The 20,525-nt window shown below is 44.2% G+C and carries 23 protein-coding genes; 16 read left to right on the forward strand and 7 right to left on the reverse strand.

Going from position 1 to position 20,525, the window contains the following annotated elements:
• Positions 1 to 26: 26 nt before the first annotated feature.
• From INQ51_RS08580 to INQ51_RS08615, 8 genes are all read left to right on the forward strand, one after another.
• The gene (locus tag INQ51_RS08580; RefSeq protein WP_233377559.1) at positions 27 to 410 is read left to right on the forward strand and encodes a VOC family protein; all 384 of its coding nucleotides are present in this window, start codon (positions 27 to 29) and stop codon (positions 408 to 410) included.
• Between the two features lie 14 nt (positions 411 to 424).
• Positions 425 to 820, forward strand: coding sequence for an SRPBCC family protein (locus INQ51_RS08585; protein WP_233377560.1), 396 nt, complete (start codon positions 425 to 427; stop codon positions 818 to 820).
• Between the two features lie 82 nt (positions 821 to 902).
• Positions 903 to 1,286: a DUF1801 domain-containing protein gene (locus INQ51_RS08590; protein WP_233377561.1), complete on the forward strand. Its 384-nt coding sequence runs from the start codon at positions 903 to 905 to the stop codon at positions 1,284 to 1,286.
• 138 nt (positions 1,287 to 1,424) lie between these two features.
• Positions 1,425 to 1,883 (forward strand): SRPBCC family protein, encoded by a 459-nt coding sequence (locus tag INQ51_RS08595; protein ID WP_233377562.1) that lies wholly within the window; start codon positions 1,425 to 1,427, stop codon positions 1,881 to 1,883.
• A gap of 103 nt (positions 1,884 to 1,986) precedes the next feature.
• Complete coding sequence (locus INQ51_RS08600; protein ID WP_233377563.1) at positions 1,987 to 2,586, forward strand: dihydrofolate reductase family protein; 600 nt, start codon at positions 1,987 to 1,989, stop codon at positions 2,584 to 2,586.
• A 34-nt stretch (positions 2,587 to 2,620) separates the two neighbouring features.
• On the forward strand, positions 2,621 to 3,148 hold the full coding sequence (locus INQ51_RS08605; protein ID WP_233377564.1) for a dihydrofolate reductase family protein: 528 nt from the start codon (positions 2,621 to 2,623) through the stop codon (positions 3,146 to 3,148).
• Between the two features lie 2 nt (positions 3,149 to 3,150).
• On the forward strand, positions 3,151 to 3,585 hold the full coding sequence (locus tag INQ51_RS08610; protein ID WP_233377565.1) for a class I SAM-dependent methyltransferase: 435 nt from the start codon (positions 3,151 to 3,153) through the stop codon (positions 3,583 to 3,585).
• Positions 3,586 to 3,909: 324 nt separating this feature from the next.
• Positions 3,910 to 4,509, forward strand: coding sequence for a hypothetical protein (locus INQ51_RS08615; protein WP_233377566.1), 600 nt, complete (start codon positions 3,910 to 3,912; stop codon positions 4,507 to 4,509).
• 33 nt (positions 4,510 to 4,542) lie between these two features.
• Here INQ51_RS08615 and INQ51_RS08620 read toward each other — a convergent pair whose 3' ends face one another.
• Positions 4,543 to 5,556: a GntR family transcriptional regulator gene (locus INQ51_RS08620; protein ID WP_233377567.1), complete on the reverse strand. Its 1,014-nt coding sequence runs from the start codon at positions 5,554 to 5,556 to the stop codon at positions 4,543 to 4,545.
• Between the two features lie 5 nt (positions 5,557 to 5,561).
• A complete protein-coding gene (locus tag INQ51_RS08625) occupies positions 5,562 to 7,475 on the reverse strand; it encodes an OmpA family protein (RefSeq protein WP_233377568.1) in 1,914 nt (637 codons plus the stop codon).
• Positions 7,476 to 7,672: 197 nt separating this feature from the next.
• Here INQ51_RS08625 and INQ51_RS08630 point away from each other — a divergent pair, with 197 nt between their 5' ends.
• Positions 7,673 to 7,849, forward strand: a complete 177-nt coding sequence (locus tag INQ51_RS08630) for a hypothetical protein (RefSeq protein ID WP_233377569.1) — start codon at positions 7,673 to 7,675, stop codon at positions 7,847 to 7,849.
• Positions 7,850 to 7,896: 47 nt separating this feature from the next.
• Here INQ51_RS08630 and INQ51_RS08635 read toward each other — a convergent pair whose 3' ends face one another.
• Together INQ51_RS08635 and INQ51_RS08640 are read right to left on the reverse strand one after the other, a co-directional pair.
• Positions 7,897 to 8,391, reverse strand: a complete 495-nt coding sequence (locus tag INQ51_RS08635) for a PaaI family thioesterase (protein ID WP_233377570.1) — start codon at positions 8,389 to 8,391, stop codon at positions 7,897 to 7,899.
• A 121-nt stretch (positions 8,392 to 8,512) separates the two neighbouring features.
• Positions 8,513 to 9,331, reverse strand: coding sequence for a prohibitin family protein (locus INQ51_RS08640; RefSeq protein WP_233377571.1), 819 nt, complete (start codon positions 9,329 to 9,331; stop codon positions 8,513 to 8,515).
• Positions 9,332 to 9,472: 141 nt separating this feature from the next.
• Here INQ51_RS08640 and INQ51_RS08645 point away from each other — a divergent pair, with 141 nt between their 5' ends.
• From INQ51_RS08645 to INQ51_RS08660, 4 genes are all read left to right on the forward strand, one after another.
• Complete coding sequence (locus INQ51_RS08645) at positions 9,473 to 10,576, forward strand: gamma-glutamyl-gamma-aminobutyrate hydrolase family protein (RefSeq protein ID WP_233377572.1); 1,104 nt, start codon at positions 9,473 to 9,475, stop codon at positions 10,574 to 10,576.
• Between the two features lie 175 nt (positions 10,577 to 10,751).
• Positions 10,752 to 11,945 (forward strand): MFS transporter, encoded by a 1,194-nt coding sequence (locus tag INQ51_RS08650; RefSeq protein ID WP_233377573.1) that lies wholly within the window; start codon positions 10,752 to 10,754, stop codon positions 11,943 to 11,945.
• A gap of 467 nt (positions 11,946 to 12,412) precedes the next feature.
• Positions 12,413 to 13,987 carry a peptide chain release factor 3 gene (locus INQ51_RS08655; RefSeq protein WP_233377574.1) on the forward strand — a complete coding sequence of 525 codons (1,575 nt, stop codon included), beginning with the start codon at positions 12,413 to 12,415 and terminating at the stop codon, positions 13,985 to 13,987.
• A gap of 173 nt (positions 13,988 to 14,160) precedes the next feature.
• Complete coding sequence (locus INQ51_RS08660; protein WP_119436129.1) at positions 14,161 to 14,733, forward strand: DUF2179 domain-containing protein; 573 nt, start codon at positions 14,161 to 14,163, stop codon at positions 14,731 to 14,733.
• Between the two features lie 91 nt (positions 14,734 to 14,824).
• On the opposite strand, the gene INQ51_RS08665 is transcribed toward INQ51_RS08660, so the two are convergent.
• From INQ51_RS08665 to INQ51_RS08675, 3 genes are all read right to left on the reverse strand, one after another.
• Positions 14,825 to 15,403 (reverse strand): SIS domain-containing protein, encoded by a 579-nt coding sequence (locus tag INQ51_RS08665; protein WP_233377575.1) that lies wholly within the window; start codon positions 15,401 to 15,403, stop codon positions 14,825 to 14,827.
• Positions 15,404 to 15,405: 2 nt separating this feature from the next.
• Positions 15,406 to 16,383: an ROK family protein gene (locus INQ51_RS08670; protein WP_233377576.1), complete on the reverse strand. Its 978-nt coding sequence runs from the start codon at positions 16,381 to 16,383 to the stop codon at positions 15,406 to 15,408.
• A gap of 223 nt (positions 16,384 to 16,606) precedes the next feature.
• Positions 16,607 to 18,379 carry a hypothetical protein gene (locus INQ51_RS08675; RefSeq protein WP_233377577.1) on the reverse strand — a complete coding sequence of 591 codons (1,773 nt, stop codon included), beginning with the start codon at positions 18,377 to 18,379 and terminating at the stop codon, positions 16,607 to 16,609.
• Between the two features lie 299 nt (positions 18,380 to 18,678).
• On the opposite strand from INQ51_RS08675, the gene INQ51_RS08680 reads away from it, so the two are divergent.
• The 3 genes from INQ51_RS08680 (at position 18,679) to INQ51_RS08690 (ending at position 20,511) form a co-directional block, all read left to right on the forward strand.
• Positions 18,679 to 19,269, forward strand: a complete 591-nt coding sequence (locus tag INQ51_RS08680; protein ID WP_233377578.1) for a TetR/AcrR family transcriptional regulator — start codon at positions 18,679 to 18,681, stop codon at positions 19,267 to 19,269.
• A gap of 19 nt (positions 19,270 to 19,288) precedes the next feature.
• Entirely contained in the window at positions 19,289 to 20,059 is a 771-nt protein-coding gene (locus tag INQ51_RS08685; RefSeq protein WP_233377579.1) for an outer membrane lipoprotein-sorting protein, read from the forward strand.
• A gap of 83 nt (positions 20,060 to 20,142) precedes the next feature.
• Entirely contained in the window at positions 20,143 to 20,511 is a 369-nt protein-coding gene (locus INQ51_RS08690; RefSeq protein WP_233377580.1) for a four helix bundle protein, read from the forward strand.
• The last annotated feature ends 14 nt before the right edge of the window (positions 20,512 to 20,525 follow it).

Raw genomic sequence — 20,525 nt, forward strand, 5'->3', positions numbered from 1 at the left:
AATATAAATTTATAAAAGCTTAAAAAATGAAGAAACAGAATCCTGTAGTATGGTTCGAAATTTATGTGGAAGATATAAACCGGGCTGCCAAATTTTACGAAAGTGTTTTTGGCGTTCAACTCGATGATATGGCTGACCCCTCAAATCCATCTATACTAATGAAAGTTTTTCCCGGCAACATGGAAAGCTATGGAGTTCCCGGGGCCTTGGTTAAAATGGAGGGAATGAAAGCTGGAGGAAACAGTACAATCGTTTACCTGGGTTGCGAAGACTGTGCAGTGGAAGAAAGCCGTGTAGTTGCCAGTGGTGGACAAGTGCACCAATCCAAAATGTCTATTGGTGAACATGGTTTTATTTCCTTAGCAGTAGATACCGAAGGAAACATCATTGGATTGCACTCGATGAAGTAAGATACCCGAAGCAAATGTTAGATATTGAGCACATCAATTACCTAAAAGCTCCTGCATCAACAGTATATCAGGCCTTAACTTCCGAAGAAGGATTGGGAAATGTATGGACAAAGAAATTGAAGGTAAAAGCCGAAGTTGGTTTTATCAATGAATTTGATTTTGACGAAGGCTACCTGACAAAATTGAAAACTGTTGAATTGAAGGAGAACCAAAAAGTTGTTTGGGAATGCGTTGAGTCTGACAAAGAATGGGTAGGAACAACAATTTCTTTTGAATTATCGGAAAAAGATGGAATAACAACCGTCATTCTCAAACATCTTGACTGGAGAGAACTTACTGACTTTTACAGATGGTGTAATTACAACTGGGCCATGTTCTTATTCCGTTTGAAAAACTATTGCGAGAGCTGAACTGCCTGGATTCAAAAATTTACAAGCAAATGAAAAAACAGAGCCATGAAAACAATTCTTAGAATACACAAAGCTTGTGAAAATGAAAAATGAGGAGGTCACCAAATTTCTTAATGGGACTAAGCATCCGTTGAGAAATGAAATAGAGCGTTTGCGGGATTTAATAGTAAGTGCCGGATGCGAACTAACTGAAAATATAAAGTGGAACGGCCCCAATTATAGTTTTCAGAATGAAGACCGGATAACGATGAGAATTCAACCTCCCAAACAAGTTCAGGTTATTTTTCACCGGGGAGCTAAAAAACTGGCTCAGCCCGATAACAAGCTAATTAACGACCTATCCGGGCTTCTTGCCTGGAAGGAAAATGACCGGGCTGTTGCCACATTTAAAAACCTGGATGATATTGAAAGTAAAGAAGCAGAACTTAAGAACCTCGTCAATAAATGGATTGAGGCAACATCCTAATAACTACTCCCGGACATCGTTCAGATGAGCTAAGATAATATTGTTATACTCCACTGGTTTTTAGTGATATGTATTGGTTTGGCAAATCTACCACCAATACATTTCACCGTTAATGATTCACAACTAAAACAATAGAAAATGGAAACAGCAGATTTTACGTTTACTCTTTTGGTAGACAAAAGCCCGGAAAAAGTATTCCAGGCAATTAGCAACGTTCGGGCTTGGTGGTCCGGATTTCATGCGGAAGAAATAAATGGAGGTACGGAAAAGCTTCATGATAAATTCAGTTTTTTTGCAGGCGGGGGTGCCCACTATACCGAGCACAAATTGGTGGAAGTGATTCCCAACAGAAAAATCGTATGGCTCACGACTCACAGTAGTTTTAGCTTCGTTGAAAATCCAAATGAGTGGACAAACACAGAAGTAATTTTTGAAATTTCAGAAAAAGGAAATCAAACACAATTGGTATTTACGCACAAAGGGCTAACTCCAAAGCTGGAATGCTATGATACCTGCTCCGCTTCGTGGGCGCAATATCTGACAGATAAGTTATTGCCACTGATCAATTCAGAAGAACCTGAAGCCGTGATAAAATGATTGATTGCAAATTCGATATCAACAAAACCATTGTTTTGTCACGCTTGTTTTATTCAAGAGAGAAACGGTTATTAAAATTTGAATCAAACTTAAATTTCTGATTATGAGCGATCATTCAAAAAAGAAACCCATGCGAAAGATCATTTCATTTATGCACATATCGCTGGACGGTTTTGTGGCAGGACCGAACGGAGAAATGGATTGGATTAAAGTGGATGAAGAGATTTTTGATTATGTCGGCAAGCGGATAAGCGAGGGGGACACTGCATTATATGGGCGAGTAACGTACCAGATGATGGAAAATTACTGGCCTACCGCAGGAGATAAGCCAACAGCGACCAAACACGATATTGAACATTCAAAGTGGTACATGAAGACGCACAAAGTTGTTTTATCAAGAACGATGAAAGATTCCGGTTTAGCTAACACAACGATAATTCGCGAAAACCTTTCAGACCGGATAAACGAAATAAAACAACAGGCAGGTAACGAGATCTTACTTTTTGGTAGCCCTTCTGCGACACATTCACTTATTCAACTAAACTTAATTGATGGCTATTGGCTATTTGTAAATCCAATTGTTCTTGGACGTGGCATTCCTTTGTTTGCAGACATCAAAGACAAGATAAAATTAAACCTGTTGACTACCCGGCAATTTACTTCAGGGGTAACAGAGCTGAACTATTCAGTGGACAGGGATTAACAACAACCAGTTAATTGTATAAAACAGTTCAGTCATGAAAAGAAAATTAGCCTTATACATTGCCATGAGTTTGGATGGTTACATTGCCAAGAAAGATGACAACATCGATTTCTTGTCAATGGTGGAAACAGCAAATGAAGACTACGGCCATGCAGATTTTTTGCAAAGCATTGACACGGTAATCTGGGGGCGAAAGACCTTTGATAAAGTGTTGTCGTTTGGTCAGGGAGTTCCACATAAAGGTAAAAAGGTCTATGTAATTTCCCGAACCAGGACGGGGAAGAAAGAACATGCGGAGTATACTGACGATGTGGTTAAGCTGGTAAAATCCCTGCAACAACAGGAGGGACAGAATATTTATTGTGATGGTGGTGCCGAAATCGTTTACGAACTTTTAAACACCCGCTTAATTGACCGGATAATTGTAAGTGTAATTCCGCACTTACTCGGCGACGGGATTCGTTTGTTTAAAGAGGGCAACGTTGAGCAGCAGCTTGTATTCAAGCGAAGCATTGGTTACCCGTCAGGATTGGTTCAGCTTTGGTACGACGTTAAAAAGTAGCCATGCGAAAACTTTCACAAAGGCTTGAGCAGATTGTTGAGGCGTTGCCCTTAAAAAATGGCATTCGTGTTTTGGAAATTGGTTGTGGTCCGGGCGCCATGGCTCGGGAAATAGCACAACGAATTGGAAATGGACACATTCTTGCCATTGATCGTTCATCCAAAGCGATTCAGCAAGCCAGTTCCGGTTCACAGGCCGAAATGGCAACCGGTAGTCTTTCCTTCCGGCAAGTGGCCATCGAAGATTTTACATTCAAGAACAATGAGCAACCGTTTGACATTGCTGTGGCAGTAAGAGTTGGGGCTTTAGATGGACGACATCCCGAAATAGAAGAACAAGCTTTGCAAAAAATCGCCCTGGCATTAACCATAAATGGACGACTTTTCATTGATGGAGGAGCGCCGTTGAAAGAAATATCGCTTCATAAATTCAGGTAGATTTCGGCATTTAAAAGTCAGGATAATATCAAAGCTATTTTGTGACAACACAAACAACCTAAAGCACACTAAAAGGGCCAAAGCCAAATCTTCCGAAGCCTGAACACATTGAGCAGTAGCCGACCTGTTGGTAAGAAACACCTAAATAGAATTCAATTCGCTTGGTTCGGGATACGAAGCGGGATATATTTGTTGTGCAAAAAAACAAAGGAAATCCGAATGCGAGCGTGATTAAATGAACAGGAGTCAAGAATCACCCACAAACGAATTGCATTTTTCTACAAATCACACAAGTCACAAAAAATCCATTGAAAATCAACATCGATGAAAACAGAAAAAGGATATTTAGAAACTGCGGAGAAGAATTTAAAACAAGCATATAAAATCATAAATGAACTTCAGATTCAGGAAACCTGGCAGAAATACGGAATTACGGCCCATTTAATCGGCTCGGTTCCTACAGGATTACTGATGAAAAACCGGGACATTGATTTTCACGTTTATTCCGATCAATTTTCAATCGTTGACAGTTTTAAAGCCATAGCAGAACTGGCAACCAACCCGCAGGTTAAACGAATCACTTACACCAATTTACTGGATACGGAAGAAAAATGCCTGGAATGGCACATGTGGTATTTAGACGACAAAAACGACGAGTGGCAAATCGATATGATTCATATTCTGAAGGGTTCGTTTTATGCGGGCAGAATGGAAGAAGTTGCCCGCCGGATAAACGAAGTGCTGACACCCGAAACCAAAGAAGCCATCTTGTCCATCAAAAACGAGGTTCCCGCTGATGAAAAAGTAATGGGGATTGAGATTTACATGGCAGTAATCAGAGATGGCATCCGAAATTACCACGCATTTACCGAATGGAAAAAAGCACAAATCAACGATCAGCCCATTATTGACTGGATTCCTTAACGAAACTCACAAAAAATACTGAACCTCGTTTTTCTACAATGAATTTCGCTTAATAAATTCGAACGGGCTTTTTATTCTTCTGAAATCACTGTTCAGAATCATGCGGGCAACCGTGCGCCCAATTTCATCGTGGTTGGTGGTGATGGTTGTAATGCCGTCCTCCAGAATCTCTTTTACCGGGTTGTCGTTGTAGGCCACCACCCCCACATCGGTGCCGGTTTTCCACTTCCGCTCGCGGCAGATCTTAATAAAGCGGTACAGATCGTCGTCGGAAACCAACACATAGGCTTCTCCCCTTTTTACATCTTCCCCGGCAAACTGATGAATCACCGAAAATGCCAGTTTGTTTACCTGACAGAAAACCCGGAATCCACGAATGATGTTTTTCGAGTAAAACTCGTTTTGCGGAAAAACCAGGTTAAGCTGGCTGTATTTGCGAATAAGCGAAAGCGCCTCTCCCAAGGCAGCCTGAATGTCCTTTTCAAATTCCTGGTACACCACCGGATAACCGTTCAGTCCATCCAGGTTACGGTCAATCAGCAACACCTTTTTTTTGGGTATCCTCCGGATCACATCCGCAGCTTTGGCATTCTCGTCGTTAAACTGTGGCAGTATCACAAAATAATCGTACGTGGTAAGATGATCGTTGATGATCTCCTCAAACTTCTCGATGCTGTAATTGTAAATAAACACGTCCACCCCTGCTTTGCTGCCAAGGGTTTCCACAAACGAATAATAGATGTTACGTTTGTAATTACTCAGCTTATTAAAGATCAGCGCCACCTTTAGCTTTTTCTGAACGCTTACCTGATTTACATAATAACCCTTCCCACGAACCGATGCCAATACGCCTTTCTTTTTAAGCGAAACATACGCCTTTTCAACCGTGTCGCGCGAAAGCAACAGCTCTTCACTGGTTTCGTTAATCGATGGCACCCGCTGCCCTTTCTTAAAAATTCCTGCCTCTATATCCGAGATGATCAGATCGACCACCTGCTTATATTTGGGTATTTCGGAATCATGATCGATGCGATAATCAACACTCATACCTCTTACTTTTCAATGATTTTAATGGTTGTACGTCTGTTTTGTCGTTTCCCTTCGGCGGTGTCGTTGGTAGCAATCGGACGCGTATCACCGTAACCATCCCATTTCAGACGACCCAACTGAATTTCGTTCTCAACCAGGTAATCCACCACTGATTTGGCCCTTAACTTCGATAGTTCCAGGTTCTTATCCGGATTACCCGAACTGTCGGTATGCCCCTGAATCTCCACTTTCAGCTTCGGATTTGTTTGCAGGAAAGTAACCAGTTTTTGCAACTCTGGTTCCGACTGAGGCAAAATGCGGAACGAATCGGTCTGGAAGTAAATATTGTACAACTCCATCTGCGCACCAATTTCAATGGGTTCCAGGTCAATGTTCAGAACGATCGGATCGGTAAGCGAGTTAACTTCGGCCAGTTGCATCGACTGTGAATAAAACAGGTAACCGTCTTCCGACACATTAAAGGCATAGTTACGCCGCAAAGGCAAAGCCAGCATCGCTTCCCCGTTTTCATCCGCTTTCTGAATACGGCTGTTATCCTGTTTCGAGTTAACATTTACCAACTCAATGCTGGCAGCAATCGGTTGCTGTGTCTTCTTATTTCTTATGGTAGCTTTTACATACGTTACCGCCTGCGGTTGCAACCCACGGTCGAGGTTAAACGAGAAAATATCCAGTCCCCGGTCAGACTCTCGCGCCGACGAAAAATAAGCCACATCTCCAATCGAACTGATGGTTAAGCCCATATCGTCTTTGTTGGTATTGATCGGGTAGCCCAGGTTTTTAACATCGTGAACCGCACCGGTTTCATCTACAAAAGCAGAGAAAAGATCAAGACCGCCCATTCCAATGTGTGTATCCGAAGCAAAGTAGAAGTTCTGATTATTGGCATGAATAAACGGCGAAACTTCATCGCCTTTGGTGTTTACTTCTGCCAGGTTTTGTGCTTGGCTCCACCGGGGATTTCCATCCTCGCCAAATCCTCTGAACTCGATCCGCCAAATGTCCTTTTTCCCCTTTCCACCTGCACGATTGCTCGAAAAATACAGGTAGTGGTTATCCGACGAAAACGAAGGTTGCGCTTCCCACGACGAAGTATTTAGCGGCTCGCCTGCGTTTCGAGGCTCGGTCCATTTTCCGTTCAGAAAACGCGAAAAATAAATATCGCAACTCCCAAAACCATCAGGACGGTTACAAGCTGTAAAAAACATGATGCGCGAATCGGCCGACAAAGTCTGGGCTCCTTCATTTTCTTCGGTATTTACACCACTCATTGGTTTAGCTTCCCAGTTCAGCGAATCCAGCTCAACCATAAAAAAATCTTCCTGCGGCCGGTTTACTGAATCGCGAACCAAACGGGTAAATACCAGGTGCTTTCCGTCTAAAGTGGGCGTGGGCCAGTATTCGTCAAACTCGCTGTTTACGCCTTCTCCCAACCGGTTGGGTTCAAAATCTACCGGGTTGGCAATGGCCTGCATCGCAAATTTGCAACTGGCTATTTTACATGCCAGCAAAAACTGCCGTTTCTCCGGAATGTTTTTGTTTTCCTTGTATTGATCGTAGAAATTCAAAGCTTCGGAGTACATTCCTAACTTGTAAAACGCCTCTCCCAGACGAAAATCGATCAAAGGATTGTCACTCGCTTTCCGGGCCTTCGAAAGATGACTGATTTCGAGCCGGGTCGAATCCATATCCTTGTACATTTCGGACAGCAAGAGATGCGTATTTACGTTTTGACTGTCGATACCCAGAATCTGCTGGCAAACGTCGATGGCTTTCGAATATTGGTCAGAAGAGTACAGGCTTCGCGCGGTTTCAAACAGTTTTTCGGTGCGTTTGGTGCTTTGCCCAAGCACTGAACTAACAGTCAGAAACACAAGAACCAGCAACAACGATCCCCTGTAAACACTATCTATCAATCGATTATAAGTTTTATTCCGGAAATTCATTTTTACGAATGATGGTATTTCTTTGAATTATTTTTTTTCCTATTTTGCTCTAAAATACAAATTTAAAAAGAGATTCAAATTTAGTGAGCCGAACAGGTAATTAATGCGAAAATAAAGATACTGCCGGCTCCATCGTACAACTCTATAAGACTAAGGTTTTTAAAGCGATGAAAAAGAAAGATAACCGTAAGAGTTTCTCTGAATTTGACAAATTCGACCGAAAACAAAAGAGACATCCCGGTTCCAAGGAAAAAAGTTCAAAACATAAATTCTCTATTTATGATGAATTTGATGAAGAAGCTCTAGACGACTCTTCTTACGACAAAGAAGACGACGACGCTTAAATTAGTACCATACTTTTTATTTTGAAAACTTCCTGCTTGTGTTGACATCAGGAATTTAACTCTTCGTGGAATGCCTCAATTCCGGGGTAGTTGTACCGTGCTTTGGCTATACGTTCCGGGAAAACAAAATACGAGAGCGTAGCTTTTGCACATTCTTCTCCTGCCTTGTTCAGGAGGGAGGCATCGATTTTTGCCGTTCTTCCCTCGTGCGACACAAGCTTCCCGCGAATGGTAATCTCGCTGTTTCCCATGGTTACAGGCTTCAGGTATTGAACAAACATGTCGCTGGTTACCCCGGTAGTTTTTAGTTTTAACATAACTACCCAACCACCGATCTCGTCCAGCAGGGTGGCCTGGATTCCGCCGTGTAATACACCTACCCAGCCCTCGTACGCCTTTTCCGGATTCCATTTGCTTACAATTTCATCGCCGTCTTCCCAGAACTCAAGTTGCAATCCGGCACTGTTGTAAGGCGAGCAGGCAAAACAATTGTACACTCCATCGTTTTGCGGGTCTTTCCATGGGTTTCTGATTTTCTTCATAAAATTCGTTTTTATCTTTTGCTGCTATCGTTACTGAAATTCGATTCTCTTTCGGGTAAGTCGCCTGCTTTCTTTGGCCACAAAAAAAGGCTGATTTTCATCAGCCTGTCTTTATCTTTTATTAATTTCCTCCCAATATCAGTGGCAGACCGTCTTTTCCGCTGCCAATCACCACTACCTTCGCGTTAGGCGATTCGGCCAAATCCTGCGTAGCTTCTATTCCACGCTGTTTCAGAATCTTATCCGTCAAACTCTCGTTAATGATCCGGTTATAGTTCGCAATCCCTTCCGCTTCAATCCGGCGGCGTTCTGCTTCTGCTGTTTCCTTTGTCAATTTGTATTCATACGCCAGCGACTCCTGTTCCTGCTGAAGTTTGGCTTCAATAGCTCCCTTAATCTGGGCTGGCAGGTTGATCGAACGGATCAGCAAAGCCTTCATATCAATAAAGTTCTCGCCCAGCGTTTCACGGGTTTCCGAGATAATGGCCTGTTCAACCTCGGCTCTTTTGGTCGAGTAAATCTCTTCTGCAGTGTAACGACCTGCTACCTGCCGAACCGATGAACGAACTTCGGGAATCACCAGAACGTTCACGAAATTGACACCAAATTTTTCGTGCAAATGACCGATTTTCGTATAATGCGGGTTAAAACGAACCGTTACATCGGTATTGATGGAAAGCCCGTTTTTGTCCAGAACATCCATGGTTTCTTCACGTTGCTGCTCACGTACGTTGTACACTTTCATGTCGTTCCACGGAGCAATTACATGAAAACCTTCGGTATAAATATTGTCTTTATCGAGACCGCTTGTATAAGGACGGAATATGACTCCCCGTTCACCAGGCTCAATGATCATAAACATCCGGCCTCCAAAAAGCAGGATCACAATCAAACCAATAACAGCAATAACTACATAAGACGATTTAAAATTAAATTTCATTCTTTACTATTTAAGGTTACTTCACAAATGTACAAGTTTTAGCTTCATACCTACCATTCATTATGTTTTATTTAAAGGAATCAGATACACTTTAAAATCGCGGCATTGTAGTATATTTGAAAGGATTCAAAACAATTCAACATGCAAAAAATACTCTTCCTGCTTCTGTTCGTATTTACAGTACTGAGCTCTTACTCTCAGGATTTTTTTGATACAAATTTTGATCCTGACAAACGCTATGTACTCCTTTGCGACCCGACTGTTTCCCGGGTTCAGACCATCCGCTACCTTACTGAAAACAAGATTTTCAAGGTACAGGACAAAGTAGAATTCGTGGGAGTTTATTTTGAAGATCAGAAGTACGATTTTGCTAAAACGCAGCAATACATTGAAGAAAAAAAGCTGGATAAGTTTCACCTGCAGGCCATCTCCGGGGATTTAGATGAAAACAACCTGTTTCAGGAAAACGAGATTAGCCGGCAATTAAAAAAGGCTTTTGACAATTCGGCAGGCGTTATCTTTTTTGGAGGCCCCGATATTCCGCCAGCCGTTTATGGGGAGGAAAATACGCTCTCGGTGGTGACCGATCCGGAAAGGCACTTTTACGAAGCCAGCTTTCTGTTTCATTTGCTTGGCGGCTTTCAGGATGAAACGTTTACACCCTTCCTCGCCTCCAGGCCCGATTACCTGGTCACCGGTTTTTGCCTGGGCATGCAAACCATGAATGTGGCAACGGGAGGTACACTCGTTCAGGATATTCCGGAGGAAATTTACGGAGCAGAAAACGCTGAACAAACTGTAAAAACAAATCGCGAAGACCTGCACCGCAATTACTGGCAGGAACTGGTAGAAGATACCCTTTTGATGGGTATTAACCTGCACCCGATCCAGTTTACCGGGAATAGCTTCTTTGGAAAAACGGTGAAAGTAAAAAAGAACAGAACACCCAAAATTCTGAGTGCCCATCACCAGGCAGCAGAGAAAATTGGAAAAAACCTGGAAGTAACAGCGCTTTCGCACGACGGGAAAGTGGTGGAAGCCCTCGCCCACTGCGTTTACCCCAATGTTTTTGCCGTCCAGTTTCACCCGGAAGTTGCATCCTTATACGAAAACATGGCCGCTCTGAAATTCGCTCCCGACGATAAGCCAAAAACATACCACGAGATTATCGGGAAAGAAGGCGTCCGCTTTCACAAAGCTTACTGGAAACACATCTCTAAGGCCCTTCAATCAGTCAAAAACTAAATCATTAGAGGAAAAGAATCCCTGTACAAAAACATTCGTCAAATCATTCCTATAAACAGCAAAACAAAAAAAGACAAGCAGATACTGATTTCTTAACATTCAAGGCTAATTTTATCAAAATCAGGCGCGTGCTGGTGCCTTTTCCTAATTTTGTCCGCAAATTGATAAGTAACCAATGTCAGGAATCACACTCGAAAGCATACTAGAAGAGGGCGTTACCTCCGGAAAGCGAAGAACCCGCCTTGCTGTTGCACTGGTTTATTTCAGTATGGGTTTGGCCTTTGCATCGTGGGCAAGTCGTATCCCCGATATCAAAACAAGCCTTCACCTAAGCGACGGAGCTTTCGGCAGTATCCTCTTTGCTCTGCCGGTCGGGCAGTTTCTGATGATGCCTTTCTCCGGAAAACTGGTTACCCGTTTTGGCAGCCACAACGTCCTAAAAGTGGGTTTACCCCTTTACACCTTGGCGCTAACCGGCATTGGGCTGGTGCAGGCGGGCTGGCAACTGGCGGTCGTTCTTTTTCTCTTTGGACTTACTGGAAACATGTGCAACATTTCGGTCAACACCCAGGGAGTGGCTGCCGAGCGTCTCTACGGTCGCCCCATTATGGCGTCGTTCCACGGAGGCTGGAGTCTTGCTGGCTTTACCGGAGCACTGATCGGCTTACTGATGATCAACCTGAAAGTTCAGCCCGTGTGGCACTTCATTACCATTATTTTTATCGTGTGGGTGATTGTCCGCATCAATTACCCCTACCTGGTAAGGGTGGATGCCGATCCCCAAAAACATGAACCCCGGCGAAAGTTTTTTATGAAACCCGACGGTGTCTTGCTCCAGCTCGGAATCATTGGTTTTTTTAGCATGGCCAGCGAAGGCGCTATGTTCGACTGGAGCGGGGTATATTTCAAAGATGTGGTAAAAGCACCCGAATCACTGGTGATACTGGGCTACACCTCTTTTATGATTATGATGGCTACCGGACGGTTTTTAGCTGATTACCTTATTTCGAAAATAGGAAGAAAACGCCTGATGCAAATTTGCGGGGTAATGATCTCCACCGGGCTTTTTACCTCTGTCATTTTCCCTTACCTCGTTCCCAGCACCCTTGCTTTTATGCTGGTTGGCCTGGGTGTTTCGAGTATTGTTCCAACGGTTTACAGCACTGCCGGAAAACATGAAAAAATCCCTCCGGGAATTGCCCTTGCCACTGTTTCAAGCGTTAGCTTTCTGGGCTTTTTGATGGGCCCGCCACTGATCGGTTTTATTGCTGAAGCATTTGGACTACGTTACTCCTACGCCGTAATTGGCATTTTTGGCATCGGAATCACGCTGATGGTTGCAAAAGTAAAAGCGCTGCAACAGGAGTAGGGACTGAGGGATTGAGGGATTGAGTGTTCAGTGATCAGTGATCAGTGATCAGTCACAGTATTCAGTTTGCAGTCTCAGTAACCAATGCTTGAATGCGTAAATGCTTTAATGCGAGAATATGCTGCGAGCTCCGAGCCACGAGCTTCAAGCCTTTTATCACAATTCATCTCCAAACTGAATACTGAGACTGAATACTGCGCCAGCACCTATCCAATTCTGTTAACTGAAACTGAATACTTTAACTTTCACATACAATAGATCGTTAGATTTTTAGATTCCAGACTGTCAGTCATTTGTAATGCCTTAATTTAAAGTGTTTTAGCAAACTATTCAATAAATTCACAAAACTCTAAAAGTCAAGCATTTATAAAAACTTAACGAACTATTGACATATAAACCTTGAATATAAAAACAAAAACTTCCAACTTCTTTACTAATTTTGCGCCCTATTTTTAAAAACGCTGATAATGACATTTCTGGAAGAAATAAAACGCCGACGTACCTTTGGAATTGTGAGTCATCCCGATGCCGGTAAAACTACGCTTACCGAAAAGCTGCTTTTATTCGGAGGAGCCATTCGGGTGGCCGGTGCCGTTAAAAACAACAAAATTAAAAAAGGTGCCACTTCTGACTTTATGGAAATCGAACGCCAGCGTGGTATTTCGGTGGCCACTTCGGTAATGGGGTTTGAATACAGTGGCTACAAAGTCAACATTCTAGATACGCCCGGTCACCAGGACTTCCAGGAAGACACCTTCCGCACACTTACCGCGGTAGACAGTGTAATTATTGTGATCGACGCCGCCAAAGGTGTGGAGCCGCAAACAGAAAAGCTCATGAACGTTTGCCGGATGCGCAAAACACCCGTCATTGTTTTTGTCAACAAAATGGACCGCCCGGCACAAGATCCCTTCACCCTCATGGACGAAGTGGAAAACCAACTCAAAATAAAAGTACGCCCTTTGAGCTGGCCCATCAACAACGGCCCCGATTTTAAAGGCGTTTACAATATTTTTAACCGCAGCCTGAAATTATTCACCCCCGATATCCAGGAAATTCAGGAACGCATCAAATTTGAAGACCTTTCCGACCCGCGACTGGAAGATCACATTGGCAGCGATGCCGAAGTTCTGCGGGAAGAACTGGAACTGGTGGAAGGAATTTATCCTGAATTTGAGCAGGACGAATACCTTGCGGGTAACCTTGCCCCCGTGTTTTTTGGAAGTGCCCTTTACAACTTTGGTGTACAGGAACTGCTCGACAGTTTTGTGCAAATCGCACCAATTCCGCAGCCAAGTACAACAAAAGAAAGAGTGATCGATCCAAAAGAAGAAGCTTTCAGCGGCTTTGTTTTTAAGATACACGCCAACATCGACCCGAACCACCGCAGCCGTATTGCCTTTGTGAAAATATGCTCCGGGCGTTTTGAGCGAAACAAAGTGTATAAAAACATCCGGCTCGGGAAAACCTTTCGTATTTCCAGCCCCACTGCTTTTATGGCTTCACAGAAAGAAGTCATCGATGAAGCTTTCCCGGGTGATATCATCGGGGTGCCGGATACAGGCAACCTCATTATTGGCGACACGCTGACGGAGGGAGAAGAAATCCACTTCAAAGGCTTGCCAAGCTTTTCGCCCGAGTTGTTCCGTTTTGTGGAAAATGCCGACCCGATGAAATCGAAACAGCTGGCAAAAGGTGTTGACCAGCTGATGGACGAAGGGGTGGCCCAGCTTTTCACCAGCACGTTTAACGGCCGGAAAATAATTGGGACCGTGGGGCAACTGCAGTTTGAAGTTATCCAATACAGGCTGGAGCACGAATACAACGCCAAATGCCGTTTTGAACCCTTGCAGATGTACAAGGCCTGCTGGATTGAAAGCGACGACCCAAAAGTACTGACCGAATTCAAAAAAAGGAAATACCAGAAAATGGCCAAAGACAAACTGGGCCGCGATGTATTTATGGCCGATTCGTCCTTTATTTTGCAAATGGCACAGGACGAGTTTAAAAACATTCGCTTCCATTTTACTTCGGAATTCTGATGTTTCCGGGAAAATAGAAATACGGTATAACCCACATTTTTGAGCGACATATTTCCCGATAGTTAGCCAGTTACTAGTTGTCTCAGTATCTGCTTACTGTGGATAAAATACCTGTTCAAAAGAATTCGTGTTGTATTGATTTTGATTGACATTAGTTTTATTATTTTTACTCTATGGAAACGAGTTTTTACGATAGTTCGCTTTTCACCTATGTACTTCTCCCGGGCTTGATTTTTTTCTCCCGGATCATGGACGTAACCATTGGAACCGTTCGTATTGTGATGGTTTCGAAGGGACATAAATTCTGGGCGCCCATTCTTGGTTTTTTCGAGATACTGATCTGGCTGATTGCCATTTCTAAAATATTTGAGAACCTCGACAACTGGATGTGCTATGTTGCCTACGCGCTGGGGTTTGCTGCCGGAAATTACGTGGGGCTTAACCTGGAGGAAAGGCTGGCCGTGGGAATCGTAAAAATCCAGATCATTACGCGCAAAGAAGCCACCAAACTGATCGAAAACCTGAAAACGGCCGGTTACGGTGTTACTTTTCACAATGCGCAGGGAGCAAGTGAGAAAGTCAGCATCATCCACAGCATTATCAAACGCGCTGAAATAAAGAAGGTGGAAAACATTATCAAAGCCACCAATCCCAAAGCTTTTTACTCGATCGAAGACATCAAGTTTGTCAACGAAGGCGTTTTTCCGATGGTAAAAACCAAGTTGCGCTGGCGAAAGGGGAAGTAAACCAGGAGCCTACCCCACATGCTTTAGCGAAGGATATTTTTCATCGCCCGCTTACCTTACATACAAAGCCAGATATTTAGGTTATTGGAGATCACAGGCCATACAGCTGTTTTTCAATCAACTGTATCAGCACATGAATCACTTTTATGTGAATTTCCTGCATCCGGTCTGAAAAAGCAGAAACAGGGGCACAAATGGCCCTATCAGAATGTTTGCGCAGCAGGTTATCGCTGTCGCCGGTGAGCGCCACTACCGTCATTCCCTTGTTTTTTGCCGCCAATGCCGCATTCACCACATTGGTGGAGTTGCCACTCGTACTAATCGCAAGAAGCACGTCACCTTTTTGCCCGAATGCCTCCACATACCGACTGAAAACCTCCTCAAACGAAAAATCATTTCCCACACAGGTAATGTAAGCCGGATCATTGATCGCGACTGCCGGCAAGGGCTCCCGGTTGGTGCGGTACCTTCCGGTCAATTCTTCGGCAAAGTGGCTTGCGTCGCACAACGAACCGCCATTCCCGCAACTGATTATTTTCTTCCCGGCTTTTAAAGCCCCGGCCATTGCCTGCGCCGTTTGTTCGATGGCTTCTATGTTGGCAGCATTGTTCATGAATTGCTGCAGCTTGTCCATCGACTCGCCCAGACTACTCTGAATGATTTCTCTCATCTCTAAACTGTTTGGTTGATTAAGTTAAAAGCGATCGACACGGCGGCATAATCGCCAATACTTTCCCCCAGTTCGGCCGGTTTGATCCGGCATACCTGCCGAGCCACGCTCAGGGCTTCTTTTTCCAGTGTTTTTTCAACCCAGGGATAAAAAAGGTTTTCGTTGCGCGCATAAATGCTTCCCAACACAATGCACTCGGGGTTAAGAATGTCAATCAAAACCGATAAACCCAGCCCCAGGTAACTGGCCGATGTCCGGATGATTTCCAGTGCCAGTGCATCTCCGGCCTGGGCATTTTCAGCCACCATTTTTGCTGAAACATCATCAATGTTCTCTCGTGCACACCAGTCGACCGTCTCTCCCATCTGGTACTTTTCCATCAGCGCCATTTTTGCCAGCTGGGCAATTCCCCCTCCGCTGGCAAAGCCTTCAAACGACCCCGCTTTTCCGTATCCCACGGGACCAAAATCAGCGAGCCTGATGTGGCCTACTTCTCCGGCGTTATCGTTGGTGCCGCTATACAACTGTCCGTTAAGGATGATACCTGCCCCCAAACCGGTTCCAAAGGTCAGAAAAACCATGTTCCGGGTTCCTCTTCCTGCTCCAAATTTCCATTCGGCCAGGGCACAGGCATTGGCATCGTTCTGTAGCGCACAGGGAATTCGGAAACGTTCGAAAATCTTCTGCACAATCGGAATGTTATCCCATCCCGGCAAATTGGGTGGCGACATAATCACTCCCTTTTCACTGTTCAAAGGCCCTCCGCAGCTGATTCCTATGGCACTTGTATTCTGCCGGGTTAAGCCGTGTTTCTGCATCGTTTGCTCCACATGTTCAAAAAGCTTAGTGAGCGTAGCTTCCACATCGCTTGTGGCAAACATCGTTTTATCCACGATCTCTATCCCTACGGGTACTTCCCGGGCATATACAAGGGCTGTTTTTGTTCCCCCGATGTCGATACCCAAAACGTTTTTGTTCATAGTGTTTTTGCGTTTAATACAACCGCTGCAAGAGCCAACATAATAAAGACTTTAGACCTTTGCAGAAGTTTGCAGGCTTATGGTTTTGAATTCCGCCCAACCAACCATTCTTCGAATATAGGAAATATTACAGAAGTTGAAGGTCTGAATTACAAAGCGCCCATCACAAAAAAACGGAACTCACTTTCGTAAATTCCGTTTTCCTTATCGTCTTTTTTATGACTTACAAATCCGCATTCAGCGCCGGGTATTTCTTTAACAGCAGTTCCAGCTCCTGTACCACTTCCCTTTTCTTTTCACCAAAAAGGTTTTGGTAGTAAGCGATCCCATCCTGCAGGTTCTTTCTGAATTTCTCGAGGTTCCGCTTCTCCTTCACATCTTCCGTATTCTGAAGAAAGGCTTCCACTCTCTCCTTAAAAATATCGAGGTACATGCTTAGCTCCTTGATAAACATGTTCGGACGCGGCATTTTGCTCAGCAGGTTTATTCGGCCATAAATATGGTCCACCATCTCCTTTAGTGTCGCCACCTTGTCGAAATAAGCCAGGTTAGGTCCCGGGCAAATCGTTACTTTATCGGTAGAGGCCACTTTAAGGTCTTTCGACAGCAAAGCCGAAACCCCCAGCCCAATGCACAAACACTCGGGCTCAATAATTTTATCGTAGGCTTTCTGATATGCTTCGCCGCTTAGCTTCTGTTCTTCCAGCTCTTGCAGCTTTTGGGTCTGGTACTGGCGCGATGCCGTACAAATGGGTTTTTCGGTGTATTCGGTATTGAATTTCAAAAAGCCTTTGGTACACGGAGTACCGGCTTTTCCTTCGGCAGCAAGTGCCAGCCTTCTCACGCTCATCGAGGCGCCTTTAATGCTGTTAAACGGCACGCCCAACGGCGACAAACCGCTAAAGTAGTATTCCTTTTCACTGCCTTTGGCCAACAGGTCCATTGTTTCGGTGTCGATGCTTACTGCTTCGGGCACCAAAAGAAAGGGAGATCCCCAGCCCACACTGTCCATGTTGTAATAATCGAGCAGGAAATTGTGCTCGTCGTTGGTTCCTACTCCGCCCTGTGCGGTAACTTTAATCTCGGGCGTTTCGGCAGGCTGCGGCAAGGCTTTCTTTTGCAAGGCCTCTCTGTAGCCTTCCAAACAGGTTGTATACAGTTGGTCGCGGTTTTGCCTGAATTCTTCTAGGATCGGCCCCAGCAAAACGCCTTGCGTTGGGAACGCATGCCCTCCGCAATTCACGCCCGATTCAATCCGGTATTCAGAAATCCACAATCCTTTGGCGGCAAGCATTTTTCCCTGCACCAGTGCCGAGCGAAAATCGCTCACCTTCAGAACAATTTTCTTTTTGATGTGGCCTTCACTGTCGGGAAAGAAATCTTCAAAATTTTCGATGTAGCTGTACAAGCGCGGACTCATTCCGGCAGAAAGCACCAGCGACGAGCTCAGCGTACTGTTGGCAAAACCACGTAGGGCTGCGTGCGCATCGTTGTACTCGGCGGGCAGATCTTCACCATCCTTCTGGTGTGCCTGGTCAAGCTTTGTCATGATGTTAACATCGATAGATCCCAGCGGTAATTTCTCGTGTACCCACTTCGAAAACTCTTCCACCGCCTTTTTACCTTTTTCGCCGATGTTTAGTTTTTTCTTCAGCGAAGAGGTATCGGGCAGTAACTCCAGGTACTTTTCAAACTCTCCGCCAGCATGTGTTACACTATGTTTTAACTCGTCGAACTTTCGCGCCACAATTTCTTCTACCATGTTCAGGTACGAAGTAATACGTTTGGCCCGAAAATCATCCACCTTTTGAGTTATGCCCTTAAAGGGAATATCAAACTTTTTGCAGTAAAATTCCCGCATTTTCTCCATCAGTCCATCATCTACCAGCGAGATGACCGACGAAATACCATAAGGCGCAACATTAATGGGTGTGTCTATGGAATATCCCACTCCCAGAACCGGGATGTGGAAAGAATGTCCTTCAAAAATCTTCATATAAAGCTGCATAAAAAAAGGAACGGAATGTGACTCTCGTTCCAGGTTATCGTTCATATATTCGAAGACAAAGTAAGCAAGGAATTCCGAAGCAATTTGCAACTATTAGTGCATCCAGTCATTTTGTCGGCTTATTTTGAATTAATCTTCAATCGCCTGTCCATTCATCAAACTTATTCGTCCAAAGTTCGAAAAACACTTTTAATTGACCATCCGGTCATTTTCTTATCCATTTTCTTGGATGTTTCAAAAGAAGCGCCTACCTTTGACCGACCGTTCATTCATAAAAACATAAAACGATGCCTCGAAGTCCGGAACAATTTAACGATATCAGAAAACAGAAGAAACAATTGATCATGGATACGGCGCTGGAACTCTTTGCAGAAAACGGGTTCCACGCCACCTCCATCAGCCAGATCGCCAGCAAAGCCAAAATTTCGAAAGGCCTTACCTACAATTATTTTGAAAGCAAAGATCAGATTCTTTACGAGATCATGGACCAGGGTTTTAACGAGATCTATGACAACCTTGACATCAATCACGACGGTGCTTTAACCGAAGAAGAATTCAAATATTTTATTCGCCGAAATTTTGAGCTGGTGCGCGAAAACACGCAGTACTGGAAACTACTTTTCTCGCTCCTCCTACAGCCAAAAGTTTCGCTGCTTTTTGCTGAAAATTACAAGGAAAAAGCCGGGCCGATCATGGGAATGTTCTACCAGTTTATTGTTTCGTGCGGCAGCAAAGAACCCGAAAAGGATCTGATGGCCGTATCGGCGATGATTGAGGGCGCCTTTCTTTACCTGGTTGCAGCTCCCGAAATGTTCGAGGGCGATAAAATGGAGCAGGCTGTTATCGACAACTGTCTGAAAATCATAAAAACAAACTAAAATACACACCATGCATCGTATGAAACTACCAATAAAACAGGCATTCAAGGTATTTTTCACCTTTCTGCTAGTGGCCGGCGCCCTGCCAGGAAAAGCCCAATCCATCAACATAGAAGAAATAGTACGGCAGGCCGATGAGAAATTTAGGGGAACCTCCAGCATCGGAGAGCTAACGATGATCATTGAACGGCCCACCTGGTCGCGCACCGTTTCGATGAAGAACTGGACCCTCGGAAACGATTATTCGCTGATCTACATCAGCGCTCCGGCCAAGGAAAAGGGGCAGGTGTTTCTGAAACGCGACAACGAAATGTGGAACTGGGTGCCCAACATCGAACGGATGATCAAAATTCCGCCGTCGATGATGATGCAGTCGTGGATGGGCTCCGACTTTACCAACGACGACCTGGTAAAGGAATCTTCGATGGCCGACGATTATGACCAGGAACTGCTGGGAGAAGAGAAAATACAGGACTACCTGTGCTATAAAATTCAACTCATCCCCCACGACGATGCGGCGGTGGTTTGGGGGGAAGTGATCATGTGGATATCCAAAGAAGAGCATCATTGGCTGAAAGCTGAGTTTTACGATGAAGACGGATACCTTGTTAACACCGAAATTCTGAGCGACATAAAAAAAATGGATGACCGCGTGATGCCGACCCGGCTGGAAATGATTCCGGCCGATGAAGAAGGCAACAAAACAGTCCTGATCTTCAATCAAATCGACTTTAACGTAAAAATCGAAGAAAGCTTTTTCTCGCAGCAGAATATGAAGAGCATTAGATAGGGATGGAGGGACTGAAGGACAGAAGGATTGAAGGATAGAAGGATTGAGTTTTAAAAATTGGCTAACTCTAAAACAAAATAGCAATGCACGAAAATGACAACATCCGATTCAGAGAAGAGATGAAGGCTCGCCTGAAAAAGTTTGTACTTGATCTTATCAGGATCTGCCAGGGATTACCGCATACACAGGAAACCAACATTATTAAAAATCAATTATTAAGATCCGGAAGTTCTGTCTACGCCAATTACCGGGCTGCCTGCCGCGCTCGATCTAAAGCTGAATTCTTTAGCAAACTCAGTATTGTGGTAGAAGAAGCAGATGAAACCGAAATGTGGTTGGATTTATTAATTGAATCCAAACTAAGCGACACTGAAGAAACCAAACAACTCTATCGGGAAAGTCTGGAAATACTCAAAATAATGGCATCGGCCAGAAAAAACACAAAACTTTAGAAACATGAAATTTA

The organism is Maribellus sp. CM-23, assembly GCF_021354595.1.
In the GTDB taxonomy this organism is placed as follows: domain Bacteria; phylum Bacteroidota; class Bacteroidia; order Bacteroidales; family Prolixibacteraceae; genus Draconibacterium.